This window comes from Janthinobacterium sp. 1L-D-8-B-C4 (assembly GCF_057291295.1).
Window position 1 is genome coordinate 95,344 of the sequence record NZ_JBXAVX010000014.1, and the last position, 20,045, is coordinate 115,388.

The following is a 20,045-nucleotide window of genomic DNA, read 5'->3' on the forward strand; positions in this document are numbered from 1 at the left end:
GAAAAATCCACCATTACACCGGCGGCCAGCCCTGGCTTTTCGCCGTGTTGCCCCAAGATACGATGCAAGCCCCGAGTCAGTTCCAGTCACCTACAGCAGAGATCCCATACCGCATGAGCACATTTGAAAAAGTCAGCAGCAACTTCATTCCAGTCTTGCAGGCAACCATCGAGCAATACGTCGAGCCCGCATCGGGCATGCGCCATATCCATATGCATACCGAGCAGGCTGAAATGGTGTTCCTGGTGGCCTTTCCCACCGTGCCCGAAGTAAGCGACGGCCGCGCCCATATCCTGGAACACCTGGCCTTGTGCGGCTCGGCCCGCTACCCGGTGCGCGACCCCTTCTTCTCGATGCTGCGCCGCTCGACGGCCACCTTCATGAATGCGATGACCTACCCGGACCGCACCGTGTACCCGTTCGCCAGCACCGACCGCAAGGATTTCTTCAACCTGCTCGACGTCTACCTGGACGCCGCGTTCTTCCCGAATCTCGATTACCTGAACTTCCGCCAGGAAGGCTGGCGCCATGCCTTCGAAGGCGACAAGCTGGTGTACCAGGGCATCGTCTTCAATGAAATGAAGGGGGCCTTCAACAGCCCCATGCGCGCGCTCGACAGCGGCATCGCCAGCACCTTGCTCAAGGGCACCACGTACGAAGTGGAATCGGGCGGCGATCCGCTCGATATCCCCGAGCTGACGCACGAAATGCTGAAACAGTTCCACGCCAGCCACTACCATCCTTCGCAGGCCGTGATCATGACCGCCGGCAATATCGAAGCGTCGGCGGTACAGCAGCAGGTGGCAGAGCGCGTGCTGTCGAAACTCAGCGGTTTCAGCCCGCGCCGCCTGCCGCAGCTGGCTCCGGCCTGGACCGCGCCGCAGGAAAACGTGGTAAAGATTCCGTCGCAGGAAGCGCGCGACGATGAATTCGGCCTGCAGTTCGCATGGCTGCTGGGCGAGTCGTCCGATCCGCTGGCGTTTTACCATGCGCATTTGCTGTCGGCGGGCTTGCTCGGCGAATCGTCGGCGCCGGTAATGCGCGCGATGGAATCGGCCGGATATGGGCGCCCGTCGGACATGAACGGCCGCGACGCCGGCACGCGCCAGATGGTCTTCCATATCGGCATGGAAGGCCTGACGGAAGAACAGATCGCCGATGCGCACGCGCGCATCTGGGCCGCGCTGGAAGAAACCGCCGAAGAAGGCATTCCGGCCGCGGTGCTGCACGCAGCCCTGCGCGACATCAAGTACGGCCAGCGCGAAATCAGCAGCGGGCGCATGCCATACGGCCTGGGCCGCCTGCTGCACGCGCTGCCGCTGGCCATGTATGACGGCGACGTGATGGATGCGTTCGACAATGCGGCCATTCTGGAAACGCTGGAACAGCAGATCGACGACCCGGAATTTTTCAAGAACCTGGTACGCGAGCTGATCGCCAACCCGACCCGCTTGACCACCCGCGTGGTGCCCGATGCCGCCTTTTTCACGGAACGCGCCGCGCAGGAAGACGCGAAGCTGGCGGCCCTGCAGGCCAGCCTGACGGAAGAACAGCGCGCGCATATCTTGGCCGAATCGGCCGCACTGGACGCGCACCAGCAACTGCCATCGAACTCGGAAGTGCTGCCGCGCATCCGCCCGAGCGACGTCAGCGCGCATCCGCGCCCGGCGCTGGGCATTCCCGAGGCCGTCAACGGCGCGGTGGCGTTTTCGATCGCCTCGAACGGCATCAGCTACGCCAACGTGCTGTATGACGTGTCGCACCTGCCGGAAGCGTCGTGGCCATGGCTGCGCCTGTACACCGACCTGGCGCCGGAACTGGGCGTGGGCGACATGTCGTTCGACGACGCCAGCGCCTGGCGCCAGAGCATGGTGCCGTCGTTCCATATCGGCCTCGAAGCGATTCCACGTCCGCAGCAGACCATGCGCGTGGAATTGTCGTTCTCGGCCAGCGGCCTGCGCGAAGAACACGCGGCGATTGCCGCCGTGCTGTCGGCCTGGATCGCCAAGCCGCGCTTCGATGAAGAAGAGCGCCTGGCCTTTTTGATCGAAAGCCTGGTGCAGGACAAACTCTCCAGCCTGGCCGAGTCCGGCAGCCGCTACGCCATGCTGGCCTCGACCGCGCCGCTGTCGCCGATGCGCCGCTTCGACGACATCATCGGCGGCCCGGCCGCGCTGCCGTTCTACCGCCGCCTGCAGCAGCTGAGCAAGACGTCGGAAGGCTTGCAGGAAATCGCGCGCGAACTCGACACCCTGCACGCCCATATCATCGCCCAGCCACCGACCGTGCTGTGCGCCGGCCTGGACCAGGACGGCGTGATCCTGGCCGGCCTGCTCGACTTGCCGGCTGTCGACAAAGCTGCAGCCAAGGAAGAAGTGACAGAAGAAAGTGCAGTCAATGCGCCGCCGGTGGTGCCGCTGCCGCTGGCCAATACGGCCTTGCACGCGACCAGCCAGATCAACCATTGCTTCGTTTCCTGGACCGTGCCCGGCGTGCACAGCCCGGACGCGGCGGCGCTGGCGGTGGCGGCCGAACTGATGACCAACCAGGTGCTGCATACGGCGCTGCGTGAAAAAGGCGGCGCCTATGGCGGCAGCGCCAGCTATGCGGCCGGCGCGGGCACGTTTACATTGAGTTCCTACCGCGATCCACGCCTGGCCGGCACCTATGCCGACTTCGACGTGACCCTGACGCAGATCCTCGACGGCGACTTTTCGCAGGAACAAGTCGAAGAAGCCATCATCTGCGTGATCAAGGGCCTGGACAAGCCGCACTCGCCGTACGCCGAAGCGCTGACGGCCTGGAACATGCAGCAGCGCGGCACTACCGAAGCGGTGCGCCAGCAGTTCCGCACCGGCGTCTTGACCTGTACCCTGGAGCAGATCAAGGCCGTCACCCGCACTTGGCTGAAAGACGGCCAGCCGAGCCGCGCCGCGTTTGCGGGCAATACAACGCAAGACCTGGCCGGGCTGGAAGTGGTGGATTTGCTGGCGCTGGCGAGCTGAGTCAACAATGGTGTCGGGTTGAGCCAACAATGGTGTCGGATTACGCGCTTGCGCGCTAATCCGACCTACGTTGGCTGATGTCAATTCGTAGGTCGGGTTAGCGCTCCGCGCGTAACCCGACATCACCGCCACCGCCAACGTTCACTGCGGTATCGCTTCCGGTTCCATGAACATCACCTCCCACTGATGGCCATCGGGATCCTGGAAGCTGTGGCCGTACATGAAGCCGAAATCGATCGGCTCCTTGTAGAGGCTGCCACCGGCCGCCAGGGCTTTCGCCACCAGCTGATCGACTTCGGCCCGGCTTTCCGCCGACAAACACAGCAATACTTCCGTCGCCTGCTTTGTATCGCACAGCTGCCTGGGCGTGAACTGTCTGAATTTTTCCTCCGTCAGCAGCATCACGAAACTGCTTTCGCTGACGATCATGCAGGTCGCCGTTTCATCGGTGAAATGGGCGTTGAAACTGAAGCCGAGCGCGGTGAAAAACCGCACTGAACGGTCGAGGTTGCTGACGGGCAGATTGACAAACAGTTTGCGGGCCATCGTGTCTCCTTGAAGTGAATCGAACAGCAGTGTCCGCCGATTCTACCCGCCATGCTCAACTGCTGGCGCGCCCCACCGTCTTGGCTGCATAGCCTAAATACCGTGCAAATGCGGTGCTGAAATTGGCCGGGTGGCGGTAGCCCACCTGCCAGCCCGCCTGCGCCACCTGCCAACCATTTTCAAGCAGCAAGTGTGCGCGCCGCATGCGCAGCGCCAGCAAGGTGCGATACGGGCTGTCGCGATAGCGGTGGCGCCAGCCCTGTTTCAGCTTGAACAGACTCAGGCCCACTTGCGCGCAGAGATAATCGAGCGTCAGTTCCTGCGCCATCTGTTCTTCCATCAACGCATGGACGCGCTCGATTTTCGCCATCTCGGCCTCGCGCCAGCGCACCGGCATGACGGGCGCCGGCTGCAGCGCGCGCAGCTGCTCGGACAGCAATCCGAGTACGCCGATATGCATCGCCAGCGCATCGTGCGCATGCAGCAGCGAGCGGGTCAGCAGGGCGCCACTGCGCGTGGTCGCACCAAACGCCAGCGGCCGCACGCCATGCCCGGGCAGCAAGCCGCCATGGCCATAGCGCGCCAGCGCCTGCTCGTCGACCAGCAGGCGCAATTGCGCCACCCTGGCCCCCGCTTCGAAGCGGCGCTCGCCGCTGCCCTGGCGAAAAGCGGACACGGTCGTATGGCCCTGCTCGAAGCGCAGCCGGGCGCCGTCGTGCCCGACATAGCCGGACTTGCCCTGCAGCCCGATGGTAATCACCAGCCCGCCCGCCTCGCCACTGCGCACTGCCTGCTCGACCAGCGCCTGGCGCGGGTGGAAATCGGAATGCACCAGCAGCAGCCCGTGATCGATGGTGGTCTGCTCAAAACGGCCTTCGCCACCGCCGGCATCGCGCTGGCGGCGCATCCATTCGGGCGCTTCGAATTGCTGCAACCGCATGCGTGCTCCTTTCAACGAAATGCAGATGAAATGCGCCTGATCGCATACAAATGCAAATGATAATTATTCTCATTGTTGCATAAAATAGCGTTCATGACACCACCACCTGAAAGGAAATCACCATGAACTTCCATGCCGGCCACGCACTGCAAGCGTATTGGGACCTGGCCGTCGCGCCAGTGCAGGCCGACGCCCTGGCCGCGACCCTGGAACTCGGCATTTTCGATGCCCTGGAAACGCCGCAAACGGCAGTCAGACTGGCCGATAGCCTGGCGCTGGACGCACCGCATACGGCGCTGCTGCTCGAACTGCTGTGGAGCATGCATCTGCTCGAACGCAATGGCGCCGGCAGCGTCGACAGCTACCGCTGCACGGCCACCGCACTGCAATATTTTTGCCGCAGTTCGTCCGCCTTTTGCGGCGACGCCTGGCTGTACCGCCTGCATGCGCTGCGCGATTTCGGTACGCAATTGGACACCCTGGTGCGCGACGGCGGCAAGCCCACGCCCTACCAGAGCGCCAGCGGCGTCAACTGGGCATTGGCGGCCCGGCAGCAGATCGGCCAGGAACAGCGCGCCGTCACCATGCGCGCGGCGCTGTCGGTAATGGAGCGCATCGCGCCGTTCACTTCACGCGACACGCCGCTGCAGTTGCTGGACCTGGGCGGCGGCCCGGGCTGGGTCGCCATCGCACTGGCACAGGCCCACGCGCGCTTGCACGGCACGGTGTTCGACTGGCCGGAAACGGTGGCCGTGGCAGCGGCCAATATCGCCCATGCGGGGCTGGCGGCGCGTCTCGACGCCATCGGTGGCGACCTGTGCGTTGACGAGATCGGCAGCGATTACGACCTGGTCTGGTGCGTATCGGTGCTGCACTTCGTGCCCGACCTGCCGGCCGCCTTGCGCAAGATCCATGCAGCCTTGAAGCCGGGCGGGGTGCTGGTCTGCGTGCAGGCGGAAATTGCCGCCACGCCCGACGCCGCGGCGCGCGTGCTGCCGTATTACCTGGGCATGCGCATGCTGGGGCGCCATGTCACGCGCCAGGGCGAACTGGCGGCGCAACTGCAGGCGCACGGCTGGCGGCATGTGGAGCAATACCAGGCCAGCAACTTTCCGATGGCGCCGATGCAAGTGATCATCGCGCGCAAGGCTGCCATGGCGCATGAAGCTTAATTGTCCTGCACACCTTCCAGGGCATCGGCCAGCAGGCTTGCCAGCCGCTCGACAGGCGGGCGCGGCGTATGTGCGGCGCGCAGCAGTTCCAGCGACAGCGACGGCAGCGCGGGCAAGCCGGCCGCTGCCGCATCGAGCGCGCAGACCGAGGCCGGCAGGCCATAGCTGGTGCGCACCGTCACGCCCAGGCCGGCAGCGGCGGCCGCCCACAAGCCGGCCAGGCTGGGGCTGGTAAACGCGATGCGCCAGGCGATGCCGGCGTGGTCCAGCGCATCGGTGGCGCAGCGCTGGAACAAACACGGGCGGTCAAAGGCGATCAAGGGCAATGGTTCGCCCGACTGGGGCTGCCAGGGCAGGGTCGGCGAGGCGATCCAGCGCATGTCCGGCGTGGCGATCAGGGTGCGCCGCTGCGCCGGCCAACCGGTCAGGTCCTGCACGCCGCTGCAGCCCCACAGCAGCGCCAGGTCGAGCTGGTCCATTTCCAGGCGTTCGAGCAAATCCGTATTGCGCGCCACATGCGCCTCGATGCGCACCTTGGGATGGGCGCGCGCAAAACGTCCCAGCACGGCCGGCAGCAGCGCTTCGCCAAAGTCTTCCTGCAAGCCCAGCCGAACCCAGCCTTCCAGTTCCTCGCCGCGCAGGGCGACAGCCGCCTCGTCGTTCAGTTCGACCATGCGGCGCGCGTAGCCGAGCAGGATCTCGCCCGCGTCGGTCAGCGCCAGCCCCCGGCCCGCCTTGCGGAACAGCGGCATGCCGGCCTGGTCTTCGAGTTTTTTCAGCTGCGCACTGACGGCCGAGGTGGAGCGGCCCACCTTGCCGGCCGCGCGCGCAAAGCTGCCCAGCTCGACGCCGGCCACATAGCTGCGCAGGAAAGCGATATCAAAATTGAGTACGTTCATGATCATCCGGTTTTATCGAACAATCAGATAAAAATTATCTGATATTCAGAATCATCGTACTGCGCAACACTGTGCCGGTCAATCACAGCCTTTAGTCCATCATGAACGCTTCCTGCCCCGCCATCGTTGCCCACGCGCCTGTCCTGAACCCCGCCCACCGCTGGAAAGTGCTGGGGGTCGGCGTAGCCGCCAACGCCAGTTTTTCGGCCTGCGCCAACGGCATGCCCACCACCGCCATCTGGCTGCGCAGCGGCTATCACCTGAGCAATACCGAACTGGGAGTGGCGCTGGGCGCCATGGGCCTGGGCGTGGCCCTGTCCGAACTGCCATGGGGCATGGCTACCGACCGCTGGGGCGACCGGCCGGTGCTGCTGACCGGTTTGCTCGGCACCCTGCTGGCACTGCTCACCCTGATGCTGTGGATTACGCCGCAGGGCGCGGCCGTGCCGTCATTGTTCTCGCTGGCGACCGGTCTGGCGCTGGTGGGCATCCTGGGCGGCAGCGTCAACGGCGCCAGCGGCCGCGCCGTGATGCGCTGGTTCGGCGCCGGCGAACGTGGTTTTGCCATGAGCATCCGCCAGACAGCCGTGCCGCTGGGCGGCGGCCTCGGCGCTTTGCTGCTGCCGACCCTGGCCGACCGCTACGGCTTCGTGCCCGTCTTCGGCGTGCTGGGCCTTTTCTGCGCCGTGACGGCGCTGCTGACGTGGCGCTGGATGCATGAACCGGCTTTTACTGCCGAGGCCGCCAGGGGGCCGCAAAACGCATCCACGGGGGTGCCTGACGGCAAGCCTGGATCGCCACTGCGCAACCGCCAGGTCTGGCGCATGGTGGCCGGCATCGGCGTGCTGTGCGTGCCGCAGTTTGCAATCCTCAGCTACGCCACCGTGTTCCTGCACGACCATGGCCGCCTGGGCCTGGCGCAGATCACCGCCGTGATGGTGATCCTGCAACTGGGCGCGATGGTGATGCGCATCTGGAGCGGGCGCCATACCGACCGCCATGCGAACCGGCCGGCCTACCTGCGCGGCTCGGTGCTGGTGGCGCTGGCGTCGTTCCTGCTGCTGGCCGGCGTGGCAGGGCTGGCGGCGCCGGGCTGGCTGCTAATGGCGGCCGTGATTCTGGCTGGGGTGTGCGTCTCGGCCTGGCATGGCGTGGCCTATACGGAACTGGCGACGCTGGCCGGCGCGGCCAGCGCCGGCACCGCCCTGGGCATGGCCAATACGGCCGTGTATGTGGGGCTGTTCGCCACGCCGGTAGCGCTGCCGCACTTGCTGGCGGCCAGCAGCTGGGCCTGGGTGTGGGCGGTGGCGGGACTGGTGGCGCTGGCCGCCAGGCCGCTGTTTCCGCGGCCTTAGGGAACCAGGGAAATGCGGTACACGCAGCGCATCGCATCGGCCAGCACATGCTGCTCGCGCACCACGCTGGCCGATGGGCCCACCACTTCCTGGAACAGCTGCAACTCGGAGCGGCAAAAGCCCTGGCAGGTGCGCGCGGCGGCGCAGATCGGGCAGTGGTCTTCGATCAGCAGCCAGTCTGCGCCGTCCGGCTCGACCCTGGCCATATAACCTTCTTCATCGCGGATCGCGGCCAGTTGCGCCAGGCGCGTGGGCAGGTCCGGCGCCGAACACGCCAGCGCATAAGCGTTGCGGCTTTCCTCTTCGCGCTGGGCAATCAGCTTGTCCAGGCCGTCCTCGCCAAACAGCTGGCGCACCGAGCCGATCAGCTTGATGGTCAGCTGCGCATGGGTATCGGGAAAGCGCGCATGGCCGGCCTCTGTCAGCACCCAGTTCTGGCGTGGCCGCCCGGCGCCCGCCTGCGCCTCTTGCCGCCCCTCGATCAAGCCTGCCGTCACCAGCTTTTGCACCTGCTGGCGCGCCGCCTCGCCCGTCATGGCCAGCGTCCTGGCCAGCGTGGCCGTGGAAACGGGACCCTTGGTCTTGATGAAATACAGGATGCGCTGCGTGGTCTGCGGGGCTGCGGCGCTGTCGCCATTATCCAAACGTTTACTTGTGTAATTCATTTTGCTCAACTATGATGGGGCCAGTTATACAACCGATTGCTTGCATAATAGGCCGATAGCGCGGCGCTGTCGAGCAGTTCCATGCCTCTTTGCCGGCAAGCCACCTTTGACGGGACTACCCATGCAGCTTCATCACTCCATCTGGCTGTTTCAGCTGATCCTGGCCGCTGGCCTGGCGTCCTGGCTGAGCATTGCCGCCATCAACAACCTGCACGCCTTTCATGGCGCGGTCTGGGCCATCGGCAATACCATGCGCATGGATCCGCTGCGTCAGGACCCGACCATGGAGACGCCCTTGCTGCGGCGCGCGCTGGCGTCATTGACACTGCACCGGCTGGCGCTGGTGGTGGTACTGGCGCTGCAGCTGGCAGGCGCGATTGCCGCCTGGACCGGCGTGGCGCTGTTCCCGGGTGGCGGGCTGCCAGCCGCGCTGCCCTGGATCAACCTCGCCCTGTGCGCAATGGCGGCATTCCTGCTGCTGATGCATCTCGGTGGCCTGTGGTTCGGCTACTGGATCGCCCAGGAAGGCTTGCAAACGACCCACCTGGTGCTGCTGCTGTGGGCGCTCGCCCTGTTCTTCCTGTTTAACGCGCGGCTCTGACGCGCCTTCCCGAAAGACTTCATCATGAAAATCAGACTTGCCGGCGCTGGCGCGCTGGCCATCACGCTCGCGCTGGCGGGTATCGTTACGTACCCACGGCTCGAATCGCAGGCGGCCGAAGCGGCCCCATACCCGGCCACCAAGGTGGCGCTGGCGCCCGTATTGCTGGAGACGCAAGAACGTTTTTTCACCGGCATCGGTGAGCTCGAAGCGGCGCGCCAGGTGCAGGTGGCGGCCGAGACGGGCGGGCGCATCACGCAGATCCGCTTTGCCTCGGGCCAGCAGGTCAATGCTGGCGACGTGCTGGTGCAGCTCAATGACGCGCCAGAACAAGCCAGCCTGCTGCGCCTGCGCGCCCAGCTGAAAAACGCCGAGACCGGCTACGCCCGCACTGTCCAGCTGGTGCAGGATAAAGCCTCGACGCAGGAGCAGTTGGAGCAGGCCCTGGCCATGCGCGATGCTGCCCTGGGCGAAGTGCGCCAGACCGAGGCGCTGATCGCGCAAAAAATCATCCGCGCGCCATTTTCAGGCCAGATGGGCATCCGCCGCGTGCATGCCGGCCAGTACCTGAACCCGGCCGATACGGTCGCCAGCCTGGTCGATACCAGCTCCTTGCTGGTGAACTTTGCGCTCGATGAACAGAGCAGCGCCAGGCTGGCGACAAGGCAGGCGGTGCAGGTGACGGTCGACGCGTATCCGGAGCGGGTATTTGCGGCCAGGATCAGCGCCATCGACCCCCTGATTTCGCGCGCGCGCATGGTGCAGGTGCAAGCGGTGCTGGCCAACTCCGACGCCATCCTGAAGGCGGGCATGTACGCCAACGTCAAGGTGACGCAGGCCGGCAAGGTCCGGCAACTGACGGTGCCAGAAACGGCGGTGACCTACAGCGCTTACGGCGACACGATATTCGTTGCGCAGCAGGGAAAAACGCTGACCGTGAAACGGGTGGCGGTCACCTTGGGCGAACGTTCGGAAGGCCGCGTGGAAATCATCAAGGGCCTGGCTGCCGGCCAGCAGGTGGTGGCTTCGGGCCAGCTGAAACTGGCTGACGGCATGGCAGTGCAGGCGGTCGCCAATACGCTGGCAAAGGAAAATGTGCGATGAACTTTACCGACCTGTTCGTGCGCCGCCCCGTGCTGGCGCTGGTGATCAGCAGCCTGATCGTGATGCTCGGCGTGCTCGCCATCAAGCAGTTGCCGGTGCGCCAGTATCCGATGCTTGAAACATCGACCATCACCATCGCCACCACCTATCCCGGTGCGCCGGCCGACCTGATGCAGGGTTTTGTCACGCAGCCGATTGCGCAAGCCGTGTCGTCGGTGGAAGGCATCGACTACCTGACCTCGTCGTCGGTGCAGGGCAGCAGCCTGGTCACCATACGCATGGAACTGAACCGCGATTCGACTCAGGCGCTGACCGAAGTCATGGCGAAGGTCAACCAGGTGCGCTACAAGCTGCCCGAAGCCGCGTTCGACCCGGTGATCGAACGCTCGGCCGGCGACTCCACCGCCGTGGCGTATGTCGGCTTTGCCAGCGATACGGTATCGGCTGCGGCCCTGACCGACTATCTGGCGCGCGTGGTGCAGCCGATGTTCTCCACCATCGCCGGCGTGGCAAAAGTCGAGACCTTCGGCGGCCAGCAGCTGGCGATGCGCCTGTGGATCGATCCCGCCAGACTGGCAGCGCGGGGCCTGACGGCGTCGGACGTGGCGAACGCCGTGCGGCGCAATAACTACCAGGCCGCGCCCGGCAAGGTAAAGGGGCAATTTGTCGTCTCCAATATCAGCGTCAATACCGATCTCACCAGCGTGGCGCAGTTTCGCGAGATGGTGATTGCCAATAGCAAGGACGAGGGCGGCACGCTGATACGGCTGAAAGATATCGGCACGGTGGAACTGGGTGCGGCGGCCAGCGAGACCAGCGCCAGCATGGATGGCGTGCCGGCCGTGCACCTGGGGCTGTTTCCCACGCCGGGCGGCAACCCTTTGGTGATCGTCGAGGGCATCAGGAAGCTGCTGCCCGAGATACAGAAAACCCTGCCGCCGGGCGTCAAGGTGGAGCTGGCGTTCGAGACGGCGCGCTTTATCCAGGCCTCGATCGACGAAGTGGCGCACACCCTGCTCGAAGCCCTGGCGATCGTGGTGCTGGTGATCTGGTTGTGCATGGGTTCCCTGCGCTCGGTGCTGATCCCGGTAGTCACCATTCCGCTGTCGATGCTGGGCGCCGCCGCCTTGATGCTGGCCTTCGGCTTCAGCATCAACTTGCTGACCTTGCTGGCGATGGTACTGGCGGTGGGCCTGGTAGTCGACGACGCCATCGTGGTGGTGGAAAACGTGCACCGTCATATCGAGGAAGGCAAGACGCCGGTAGCGGCGGCGCTGGCCGGCGCGCGCGAAGTGGCCGGCCCCGTGATCGCCATGACGATCACGCTGGCGGCCGTGTATGCGCCGATCGGCATGATGGGTGGCCTGACCGGTGCGCTGTTCAAGGAATTCGCGCTGACCCTGGCCGGCGCCGTGGTGGTGTCGGGCGTGGTGGCATTGACACTGTCGCCGGTGATGAGCTCCTTCCTGCTGCAGGCCAAACAGTCGGAAGGGCGCATGGCGCGCGCCGCCGAACATTTTTTTGGTGGCTTGACCAGCCGCTATGCGCGGCTGCTGGCCTGGTCGCTGGGGCGCCGCTGGCTCAGTGGCGGCTTTGCGCTGCTGGTGATGGCCAGCCTGCCGGTTTTGTACCTGCTGCCGCAGCGCGAACTGGCGCCGTCGGAAGACCAGGCCAGCGTGCTGACAGCCATCAAGGCGCCGCAGCATGCCAGCCTCGATTACGTCGAGCGCTTTTCAACCAAGCTCGAAGATATCTACCGGCGCACGCCGGAGACGGCGTCGACCTGGATCATCAACGGCAGCAACGGCCCGGCATCGAGCATCGGCGGCATCAACCTGACGCCCTGGGGCGAGCGCGCGCGCAATGCGGCCGTGATCCAGGCCGAGCTGCAGCAGGCGGTGGGCGACATTGAAGGCACCAGCATTTTTGCGTTCCAGATGGCGCCCTTGCCAGGCTCCAGCGGTGGCTTGCCGGTGCAACTGGTGCTGCGCAGCGCGCAGGATTACGCCACCCTGTACCGCACCATGGAAGAGATCAAGCAGCGCGCCCGCGCCAGCGGCCTGTTCGCGGTGGTCGACAGCGACCTCGATTACAACAATCCGGTGGTCAAAGTGCGCGTCGACCGTTCAAAAGCCAATAGCCTGGGCGTGCAGATGCAGGATATCGGCGAGTCGCTGGCGGTGCTGGTGGGCGAGAACTACCTGAACCGCTTTGGCCTCGATGGCCGCGCCTATGACGTGATCGCACAAAGCCCGCGCGCCCGGCGTTTGACGGCGCAGGCGCTGACGCAGCAATACGTGCGCGCCGACGACGCCAGCCTGGTGCCCTTGTCCGGCCTGGTGACCTTGACGCAGGAGGTCGAGCCGAACCAGCTGACCCAGTTCAACCAGCAAAATGCCGCCACCTTCCAGGGCGTGCCGGCGCCCGGCGTCACCCTGGGCGACGCGGTGGCTTTCCTCGATGGCGTGGCGAAAACGCTGCCACCCGGCTTCAGCTACGACTGGCAGTCGGACGCGCGCCAGTTCGCCAACGAAGGCAATGCGCTGCTACTGGCGTTTCTGGCCGCCGTGATCGTGATCTACCTGGTGCTGGCGGCGCAATATGAAAGCCTGATGGACCCGTTGATCATCCTGATCACGGTGCCGCTGTCGATCTGCGGCGCCCTGATTCCGCTGGCGCTGGGCTGGGCCACCATCAATATCTACACGCAGATCGGCCTGGTGACTCTGATTGGGCTGATCAGCAAGCACGGCATTCTGATGGTGGAGTTTGCCAATGAATTACAGGTACGCGAGCGGTTTGATCGCGCCAGCGCGATTGCCCGCGCGGCGCAGATCCGCCTGCGCCCGATCCTGATGACGACGGCCGCCATGGTAGTGGGGCTGGTGCCGCTGCTGTTCGCTTCCGGCGCGGGTGCCAACAGCCGCTTTGGCCTGGGCGTGGTGATCGTCTCGGGCATGCTGGTCGGCACGCTGTTTACGCTGTTCGTGCTGCCGACGATGTACACCTTTTTGGCCCGCAATCACGCTGCAGGCGATGCCAGCGAACGCGCCCGCGCGCTGGCGCTGGCAACTACCGCACAAGGACAATCATGAGACCATCGCGCTACGTTTTTTCCGCTTTGTCATTGCTGCTGGCCGGCTGCGCCATCAGCCCCGCCTACGTCACGCCGGGCACACCAAACATCACGCTTGCCAGCCCGCAGCAAGCGCAATTCATGGCCGCCGACAACACCGCCAGGCCCGCGCCATGGTGGACATTTTTCAACGACGCGCTTCTCACGCAACTGATCAACGGTGCGCTCGCGCACAACCGCGATATCGCGCAGGCGCAAGCGGCTCTGCTGGCTGCGCGCGCCGTATTCGACGAGCGCCAGCTGGACCGGCTGCCCGCCGTCACCGGCCAGGCCGGATGGCAGCGCAACCGGCAGCAAACCACGCCCGATACACGTACCGCGGCCAGCAGCACGCGCCTCGGTTTCGATATGCAATGGGAGCTGGACCTGTTCGGAAGACTGGGCCATATCAGCCGTTCGGCGCAGGCCCGCGCCGAGGCCGCGCAAGCCGATCTGCGCCAGGCGCAGCTGGTGATCGCGGCCGAGGTGGCGCGCAATTACTACCAGGCTCTGGGCGACCAGCAAGGCCTGGCGCTGGCGCAGTCACAGGTGCAAAGCTGGCGCGAAACCGTGGCATTGCTTGAGGCGCGCCTGGCAGCCGGCAGCGGCCTGCCGGAAGAGCGGCAAAACGCGCTGGCCAACCTGGTGCGCAGCGAGGCGGCACTGGCGCCATTGCAGGCCAGTTTGCGCCAGGCGCAGTACCGGCTAGATGTACTTGGCGGCCAGGCGCCGGCAGCGACGGCACTGCTGCCGAATGCATCTGCGGCGGCGCCGCTGGCCGGCCAGCTGCCGCTCGGCGACGTCAATCTGCTGATCAGGCAGCGGCCCGACGTGGTGCGCGCCGAACGCCTGCTGGCCGCTTCCAGCGAAGACGTGGGCGCGGCCAGGGCCGAGCTGTATCCAAGGCTCAGCCTGGGCGGCTTTATCGGCTTTTTCGCGCTGCGCGGCAGCAGCGTGCTTGACGGCGGCGCACGCGCCTTCGAGCTCGCGCCCGGCATCAGCCACCCGGCGTTCCAGCTGGGCAGCGCCAGGGCGCGCGTGCGTGGCACGCAGGCGCTGGCGCAAGGCGCACTGGCCGGCTATGAACAATCGCTGCTGCTGGCGCAGGAAGAGGTGGAAAACGCCGTCACGCAACTGGCGCAAAACCAGTCGCGGCTGGCGTCCTTGCTACAATCGGCACGCCACGCCGGCGCTGCCCTGGCGATCGCCAATACGCGCTTGCGGGCCGGCGCCGGCAGCTACCAGGCGGTGCTGGAAAACCAGCGCGCCGTGTATGACATTCGGCGCGAGGCGCTGCAGTCGGAAACGGCGTCCTACACCAGTGCAATTGCGCTGTACAAGGCGCTGGGATGGGGCTTGTCCAATGATGCATGAACCAGGAGGAGACACAATGTTCGAACACGCGAGCTGGTTGAACCAGCCGGAAAAGTGGTCGCTCGACGATGGCAAACTTCACGTCACCAGCGACGACAAGACCGACTTCTGGCGCAAGACCAGCTACGGTTTCATCCGCGACAGCGGCCACTTTTTCGGCGCACCTGCCGATGGCGATTTCACGGCCCAGCTGCATGTGGCAGGCCACTATGCAAGGCTGTATGACCAGGCCGGGCTGATGGTGCGCATTGATGCAGAAAACTGGATCAAATGCGGCGTCGAGTTTTCCGACGATCTGCTGTGGCTGAGCAGCGTGCTGACGGTAGACAAATCCGACTGGGCGGTGAGTGCCGCACCGCTGATGCCGGATGGATTCTGGCTGCGCGTGACCGTCAGCGAGGGCGTGATCCGGGTGCAGTATTCGGTCGATGGCAAGCTGTGGCCGTTGCTGCGACTGGCGCCGTTTCCCGTGGCAGCGCGCTACCTGGTAGGGCCGATGTGCTGCACGCCGGAACGCGGTGGGCTGGAGGTGGAATTTTCACAGTTTGCCGTCGGCCCGGCGCTGCGCAAGGACCTGCACGACCTAACTTAAGGCCGTGTCGAGCACCATCATCAGCAGAAAGCCGAACACCAGCGCGGCGCTGGCAAAGCCGCCGTTGCCACTGCGGTGCGCCTCGGGAATGGCGTCATGCACAACGACGAACAGCATGGCGCCAGCGGCTGCGCCCAGCCCCCAGGGCAGCAGGGCCGACGAGATGCCGATCAGCGCCAGACCAGCCACCGCGGCCACCGGCTCGATCAGGCCTGAAGCCACCCCTGCCGCCACCGATGGCAGGCGGCCATAGCCGACGGCGCGCAGCGCCAGCGCCACCACCAGTCCTTCCGGTATATCCTGGATCGCGATGCCGGCCGCCAGCGCATTGGCCTTGTCGAGATCGATGCCGGCATAGCCGACGCCGATCGCCAGCCCTTCGGGCAGGTTGTGCAGGCTGACGGCAAAGACAAACACCCATGCACGCTTGACGCTGCCCGACACGCCGGCGTCAAGCGCGTCCACTTGCGTGCGCTCGCGCACGACGATATTGAGCCCGATGATCAACAGCACGCCAGCGCCCATCGCCAGCGCGATCAGGAAGCTGGCCGCCATCGGCGTGGCGTGCACGCGTGCAGCGGCCAGCGCCGGCAGGATCAGCGAGAACGCCGTGGCCGCCAGCATGACGCCGGCGCCAAAGCCCAGGAAGCAGTCATAGCGGCGCTGCGACAATTTTTGCGACAGCAGCACCGGCAAGGTACCGAGCGCGGTGGCCGCCGCCGCGCTGGCGCCGCCGGCCAGTACCGGCGGCAGCAGCCCGTCCTGGCGCAGCGCCAGCTGTTCGATCACGGCCAGCAGCAACAACAGGGCGCCGCCGCTGCATACGGCAAAGCCCAGCAGGTGGCCCCAAGTCAGGTGCCTGGCAAAAGCGCCCAGGGCGCGCTGCCTGTTCACTGGCGCACGCGACCTGGCTGCGCCTACAGTGGCATCGCCGGCGGTGCCACGCCGTCGCCGCCACTGCTGCCATTGGCGCGCATGCCCAGTTCGGCACCCGTGAGGGGATCGGCGGCCGGGTTGGACGCCGTGCGCGCAGCCATTTGCTGCACCACCGCCAGGTCGTCGCTGTGCATGCGCACGGCTGCCTCGCCGGTGCCGCCATCGACCGCCATCTGCTGCAGCGGATCGGAAATATATTGCCACTTGCCGCCCTGGTTCCACGGGCCACGCTCTTCGCCGGGCCCCTGCGACATATTGAAATACACGTCCGCATATTGCGGGTCGCCAGGCAATTTTCCTGGAGGAAAATTGGGCTCGATCGAATACAGGGCTTTTTCAAACGACTTCTGGTGCGCCACTTCACGCGTCATCAGGAAACCCAGTGCTTCCTTCACACCCGGATCGGTGGTCAGGTTGATCAGGCGCTCGTAGACGATCTTGGCGCGCGCCTCGGCGGCAATGTTCGAGCGCAGGTCGGCGGTAGGCTCGCCGATGGTGTCGATATATGCAGCTGTCCATGGCACGCCGGCCGAATTGACGAGCGGTGCACCGCCGCCATACAGTACCTGGGTCACGTGGCTGTCGTTGCCGGCGCCCGTGATGTTGCGGTACAGCTCGCCGGCCTGGTCAATGCCCTCGGCCAGGCGGCCCTTGGCGCCCTTGTTGAGCATGACGACGATATTGCCGATCACTTCCAGGTGGCTCAGCTCTTCGGTGGCGATATCGAACAGCATATCCTTGCGGCCAGGATCATCTTCGGCCAGGGCCTGCGTGAAATAGCGGCAGGCGGCGGCCAGCTCGCCTTGCGGGCCGCCGAATTGTTCCAGCATCAGGTTGGCCAGCCCGGGATTGGGCTGGTCCACCCTGACCGTGTATTGCAGTCGCTTGTTGTGTGCAAACATGGTGTTCTCCTCGTCCTTGTTTACAGCACGCGTACCTACTCGTGCTGATTCAGTGATGTGTGGATATTCTTCGGCTCGTCGCGGCCGGGCCGGTCATCGGCCAGCTTGCCCGCTTCGCTTTGCGGCTGCTGGCCCGAACCCTTGACGTCGGCATGGCTGTCCGGCTTGCCAAGGTTGTGCATGTTTTCCTGCTCGACCGCATCGGGCGGGCCTTGCGGCGTGATCACGTCGTTGGCCCAGTGGCCGCTGTTGGCCGTGCCGCTGGCGATCTTGCCGCCGCCCTGGTTGGCATACGGATCGCCCGCCGCCTTGTCGGCATCGGTCTTGTCGATCCGCGTGTTGCGGCCCTGGTCGGTCGGGTGCTGCGGGGTATTGCCGTGTTTTTCCTGCATGATGCCTCCTTGATGGATACGATGATGTGACCTCATGCTAACGGCGCCGGCACGCCAGCAAGATAGGCGCGCAGCGTACGCACTTGTAGGAAACCATCGCGCATGCTTGCCGCGTCAGCGGCGGCGCAGCAGCACCGCGCCGGCGGCCAGGCCGATACCGAAGGCGCCGTACACCAGCAGCAGCGAACCATGTGACAGGCGCTTTTCATAGCCGGGCTGCAAGCGCGGCGGCGTCAGCTGGTAATCGACAAAACAGGCCAGGGCCGTGGCGCCGGCCGCCGCCGCCACCGTGGTGCCCAGCTCGCGGCGGTCGAGCAGACGGCTGGCGTAGCGTTCGAACAGCACGCCCCAGAAAACCGCGCTGCCATGGTGGATCGCATAGCCAACCGCCGTGTGCTTGAGCGAAGGCGCGTTGTGCAATGCCGCGCGCTCGCCCCATATCCAGTGGCTGACGGCATTGACGGCGGCAAACATGCTGCCTGTTTCGCGCCGCGCGCACAGCGCCAGCGCGGTGGCGGAAAGCAGCGACGCGATGCTGCCGGACAGGGCGCCATGACGCAGGGCAAGACGAAAGTTTTTCATGTTTTTCTCCAAAGTTTGATGCCGCACAATAGACCGCGTGAACGGAGCCGCCCGCCACAGATCAAACTGTCTGCAGGAGGGCAGTGGATGCGTATATTGTTGACGGGCATGACGGGTTTTATTGGTACCCATGTTTCGACCGCGCTGCTGGCCGAAGGTTTCCAGCTCGTCTGCACGGTGCGCCGCGCACCTGTGCAGGCCGACCCGCGCCTGCTGCTGCTCGAAGCCGATTTTGCGCGCGACACGAACGCGGCCGCGTGGCTGCCACGCCTCGATGGCATCGATGTCGTCATCAACTGCGTGGGCATCATCGCCGAACAGGGCACGCAAACTTTTTCCGCGCTGCACGCGCAAGCGCCTTGCGCGCTGTTTGCCGCCTGCGCCCAGCGCCGCGTGCGCCTGGTGATCCAGCTGTCGGCGCTGGGCGCCGATGCCGGCGCCGTCTCGCCCTATCACCTCAGCAAGAAAACAGCCGACGATTTCCTGGCCAGCCTGCCGCTGCCTTCGGTCATCGTCCAGCCCTCGCTGGTGTATGGCGACGACGGCGCCAGCGCGCGGCTGTTCCGCATGCTGGCCAGCCTGCCCGTGTATCCGCGCTTCGGCACGTCGCCGCAGGCGGTGCAGCCGGTGCATGTGGATGACCTGGCCGGCATTATCGTCGCGCTGGTGCGCGGCGCTGGCCAGGCCGGCAAAGCTGGCGAAGCAGACGGCCAGGCCGCGCGCCGCATCGCCGTTACCGGGCCGCAAGCGCTGCCGTTTGCCGGCTATCTGGCGGCCCTGCGCGCTGCCATGGGACTGGGCGCGCTGCCGGTACTGACGCTGCCGCGCCCGCTGATGCCGGCCGCGCTGCTGGCAGCCAGGGTGCTTGGTTTCGCCATGCCCGACCGCGATACCCTGCGCATGCTCGAACGCGGCAACGTGGCCGACGCCGCGCCCGCGCAGCGCCTGCTGGGGCGCGACTTGCGGCCCGTCTCGCGCTTTGTCGCCAACCCGCGTGGCGCCGCACTGCAAGCCAGGCTCGACTGGCTGCTGCCGATGCTGCGCCTGTCGATCGCCCTCGTGTGGATTGCCACGGCGGTGGTTTCGGCCGGCGTGTATCCGGTCGAAGCGAGCTACCGCCTGCTCGAACGCAGCGGCATGCCGGCCAGCCTGGCGCCGCTGCTGCTGGCCGGCGCCTGCCTGCTCGATCTGCTGTTTGGCGTGGCAACGCTGGCGCTGCGCCCGCCGTGGCGGCGCTGGTTGTGGCCGGCGCAAGCCGTGCTGATCGGTTTTTATACGGTACTGATCGCGCTGCGCATGCCGGAATTTCTATGGCATCCATACGGCCCGCTGACCAAAAACCTGCCGATGCTGGCCGCCCTGTGGCTGCTGCATGAACTCGAGGAGGAATAAGATGGAATACCTGATCGTCAAATGGCTGCATATCGTTTCGTCGACCCTGCTGTTCGGCACCGGCATCGGCTCGGCCTTCTACATGCTGTTTACCAGCCTGAGCCGCGATGTGCGCGCAATCGCCGTCGTCAGCCGGCACGTGGTGCGGGCCGACTGGCTGTTTACCGCCACCACCGTGGTGTTCCAGCCCTTGAGCGGCTTTTACATGATCCACCTGGCCGGCTATCCACTCACCAGCACGTGGATCGTCTGGTCCATCGCACTGTACCTGGTGGCAGGCGCCTGCTGGCTGCCGGTGGTGTGGCTGCAGATGCGCATGCGCGACATGGCGCAGGCCAGCGCGCGCGACAACCTGGCGCTGCCCGCGCTGTACTGGCGCTACCTGCGCATCTGGACAGCGCTGGGCGTACCCGCCTTTTTCGCGCTGATCATCGTGTTTTACCTGATGACGGCCAAGCCCATGTAGCTACCGC

General features: G+C 65.5%; 18 protein-coding genes. 10 read left to right on the forward strand and 8 right to left on the reverse strand.

The features are described from left to right. The first annotated feature begins 113 nt into the window (after nucleotides 1–113). Nucleotides 114–3,005, forward strand: a complete 2,892-nt coding sequence (locus AC0Z42_RS22070; protein WP_485470326.1) for an insulinase family protein — start codon at nucleotides 114–116, stop codon at nucleotides 3,003–3,005. Nucleotides 3,006–3,146: 141 nt separating this feature from the next. Here AC0Z42_RS22070 and AC0Z42_RS22075 read toward each other — a convergent pair whose 3' ends face one another. Next, the gene (locus AC0Z42_RS22075; protein WP_485470327.1) at nucleotides 3,147–3,551 is read right to left on the reverse strand and encodes a VOC family protein; all 405 of its coding nucleotides are present in this window, start codon (nucleotides 3,549–3,551) and stop codon (nucleotides 3,147–3,149) included. A gap of 55 nt (nucleotides 3,552–3,606) precedes the next feature. Further along, nucleotides 3,607–4,491, reverse strand: a complete 885-nt coding sequence (locus AC0Z42_RS22080; protein WP_485470328.1) for a helix-turn-helix transcriptional regulator — start codon at nucleotides 4,489–4,491, stop codon at nucleotides 3,607–3,609. Between the two features lie 122 nt (nucleotides 4,492–4,613). On the opposite strand from AC0Z42_RS22080, the gene AC0Z42_RS22085 reads away from it, so the two are divergent. Then, a complete protein-coding gene (locus tag AC0Z42_RS22085) occupies nucleotides 4,614–5,663 on the forward strand; it encodes a methyltransferase domain-containing protein (RefSeq protein WP_485470329.1) in 1,050 nt (349 codons plus the stop codon). On the opposite strand, the gene AC0Z42_RS22090 is transcribed toward AC0Z42_RS22085, so the two are convergent. Then, nucleotides 5,660–6,562, reverse strand: coding sequence for a LysR substrate-binding domain-containing protein (locus AC0Z42_RS22090; protein ID WP_485470330.1), 903 nt, complete (start codon nucleotides 6,560–6,562; stop codon nucleotides 5,660–5,662). The two genes, AC0Z42_RS22085 and AC0Z42_RS22090, sit on opposite strands and share 4 nt — an antisense overlap. Nucleotides 6,563–6,663: 101 nt before the next feature. Between AC0Z42_RS22090 and AC0Z42_RS22095 the strand changes: the two genes are divergently transcribed. Further along, on the forward strand, nucleotides 6,664–7,917 hold the full coding sequence (locus AC0Z42_RS22095) for an MFS transporter (protein WP_485470331.1): 1,254 nt from the start codon (nucleotides 6,664–6,666) through the stop codon (nucleotides 7,915–7,917). Here the strand turns inward: AC0Z42_RS22095 and AC0Z42_RS22100 are convergent. After that, nucleotides 7,914–8,582 carry a helix-turn-helix transcriptional regulator gene (locus AC0Z42_RS22100; protein ID WP_485470332.1) on the reverse strand — a complete coding sequence of 223 codons (669 nt, stop codon included), beginning with the start codon at nucleotides 8,580–8,582 and terminating at the stop codon, nucleotides 7,914–7,916. The two genes, AC0Z42_RS22095 and AC0Z42_RS22100, sit on opposite strands and share 4 nt — an antisense overlap. 121 nt (nucleotides 8,583–8,703) lie before the next feature. Here AC0Z42_RS22100 and AC0Z42_RS22105 point away from each other — a divergent pair, with 121 nt between their 5' ends. The 5 genes from AC0Z42_RS22105 to AC0Z42_RS22125 are packed head-to-tail and all read left to right on the forward strand — an operon-like array spanning nucleotide 8,704 to nucleotide 15,368. Then, nucleotides 8,704–9,183, forward strand: coding sequence for a DUF2165 family protein (locus AC0Z42_RS22105; RefSeq protein ID WP_485470333.1), 480 nt, complete (start codon nucleotides 8,704–8,706; stop codon nucleotides 9,181–9,183). A 24-nt stretch (nucleotides 9,184–9,207) separates the two neighbouring features. Beyond that, nucleotides 9,208–10,287 (forward strand): efflux RND transporter periplasmic adaptor subunit, encoded by a 1,080-nt coding sequence (locus AC0Z42_RS22110; RefSeq protein ID WP_485470334.1) that lies wholly within the window; start codon nucleotides 9,208–9,210, stop codon nucleotides 10,285–10,287. Beyond that, on the forward strand, nucleotides 10,284–13,382 hold the full coding sequence (locus AC0Z42_RS22115; RefSeq protein WP_485470335.1) for a MexW/MexI family multidrug efflux RND transporter permease subunit: 3,099 nt from the start codon (nucleotides 10,284–10,286) through the stop codon (nucleotides 13,380–13,382). The genes AC0Z42_RS22110 and AC0Z42_RS22115 overlap by 4 nt, the downstream gene beginning before the upstream one ends. Beyond that, complete coding sequence (locus tag AC0Z42_RS22120) at nucleotides 13,379–14,776, forward strand: efflux transporter outer membrane subunit (RefSeq protein WP_485470336.1); 1,398 nt, start codon at nucleotides 13,379–13,381, stop codon at nucleotides 14,774–14,776. The genes AC0Z42_RS22115 and AC0Z42_RS22120 overlap by 4 nt, the downstream gene beginning before the upstream one ends. Before the next feature lie 16 nt (nucleotides 14,777–14,792). Continuing rightward, a complete protein-coding gene (locus tag AC0Z42_RS22125; RefSeq protein WP_485470337.1) occupies nucleotides 14,793–15,368 on the forward strand; it encodes a DUF1349 domain-containing protein in 576 nt (191 codons plus the stop codon). Here the strand turns inward: AC0Z42_RS22125 and AC0Z42_RS22130 are convergent. The 4 genes from AC0Z42_RS22130 to AC0Z42_RS22145 all read right to left on the reverse strand — a co-directional run bounded on the left by AC0Z42_RS22130 (nucleotide 15,360) and on the right by AC0Z42_RS22145 (nucleotide 18,180). Beyond that, on the reverse strand, nucleotides 15,360–16,169 hold the full coding sequence (locus AC0Z42_RS22130; protein WP_485470431.1) for a ZIP family metal transporter: 810 nt from the start codon (nucleotides 16,167–16,169) through the stop codon (nucleotides 15,360–15,362). The two genes, AC0Z42_RS22125 and AC0Z42_RS22130, sit on opposite strands and share 9 nt — an antisense overlap. Before the next feature lie 116 nt (nucleotides 16,170–16,285). After that, the gene (locus AC0Z42_RS22135; RefSeq protein WP_485470338.1) at nucleotides 16,286–17,206 is read right to left on the reverse strand and encodes a manganese catalase family protein; all 921 of its coding nucleotides are present in this window, start codon (nucleotides 17,204–17,206) and stop codon (nucleotides 16,286–16,288) included. A gap of 35 nt (nucleotides 17,207–17,241) precedes the next feature. Beyond that, nucleotides 17,242–17,598 (reverse strand): hypothetical protein, encoded by a 357-nt coding sequence (locus tag AC0Z42_RS22140; RefSeq protein ID WP_485470339.1) that lies wholly within the window; start codon nucleotides 17,596–17,598, stop codon nucleotides 17,242–17,244. Between the two features lie 114 nt (nucleotides 17,599–17,712). Further along, nucleotides 17,713–18,180, reverse strand: coding sequence for a hypothetical protein (locus tag AC0Z42_RS22145; protein ID WP_485470340.1), 468 nt, complete (start codon nucleotides 18,178–18,180; stop codon nucleotides 17,713–17,715). Between the two features lie 87 nt (nucleotides 18,181–18,267). Between AC0Z42_RS22145 and AC0Z42_RS22150 the strand changes: the two genes are divergently transcribed. Both AC0Z42_RS22150 and AC0Z42_RS22155 read left to right on the forward strand, forming a co-directional pair. Next, a complete protein-coding gene (locus tag AC0Z42_RS22150; protein ID WP_485470341.1) occupies nucleotides 18,268–19,572 on the forward strand; it encodes an SDR family oxidoreductase in 1,305 nt (434 codons plus the stop codon). 1 nt (nucleotide 19,573) lies between these two features. Continuing rightward, entirely contained in the window at nucleotides 19,574–20,038 is a 465-nt protein-coding gene (locus AC0Z42_RS22155) for a DUF2269 family protein (protein WP_485470342.1), read from the forward strand. Nucleotides 20,039–20,045 lie beyond the last annotated feature (7 nt).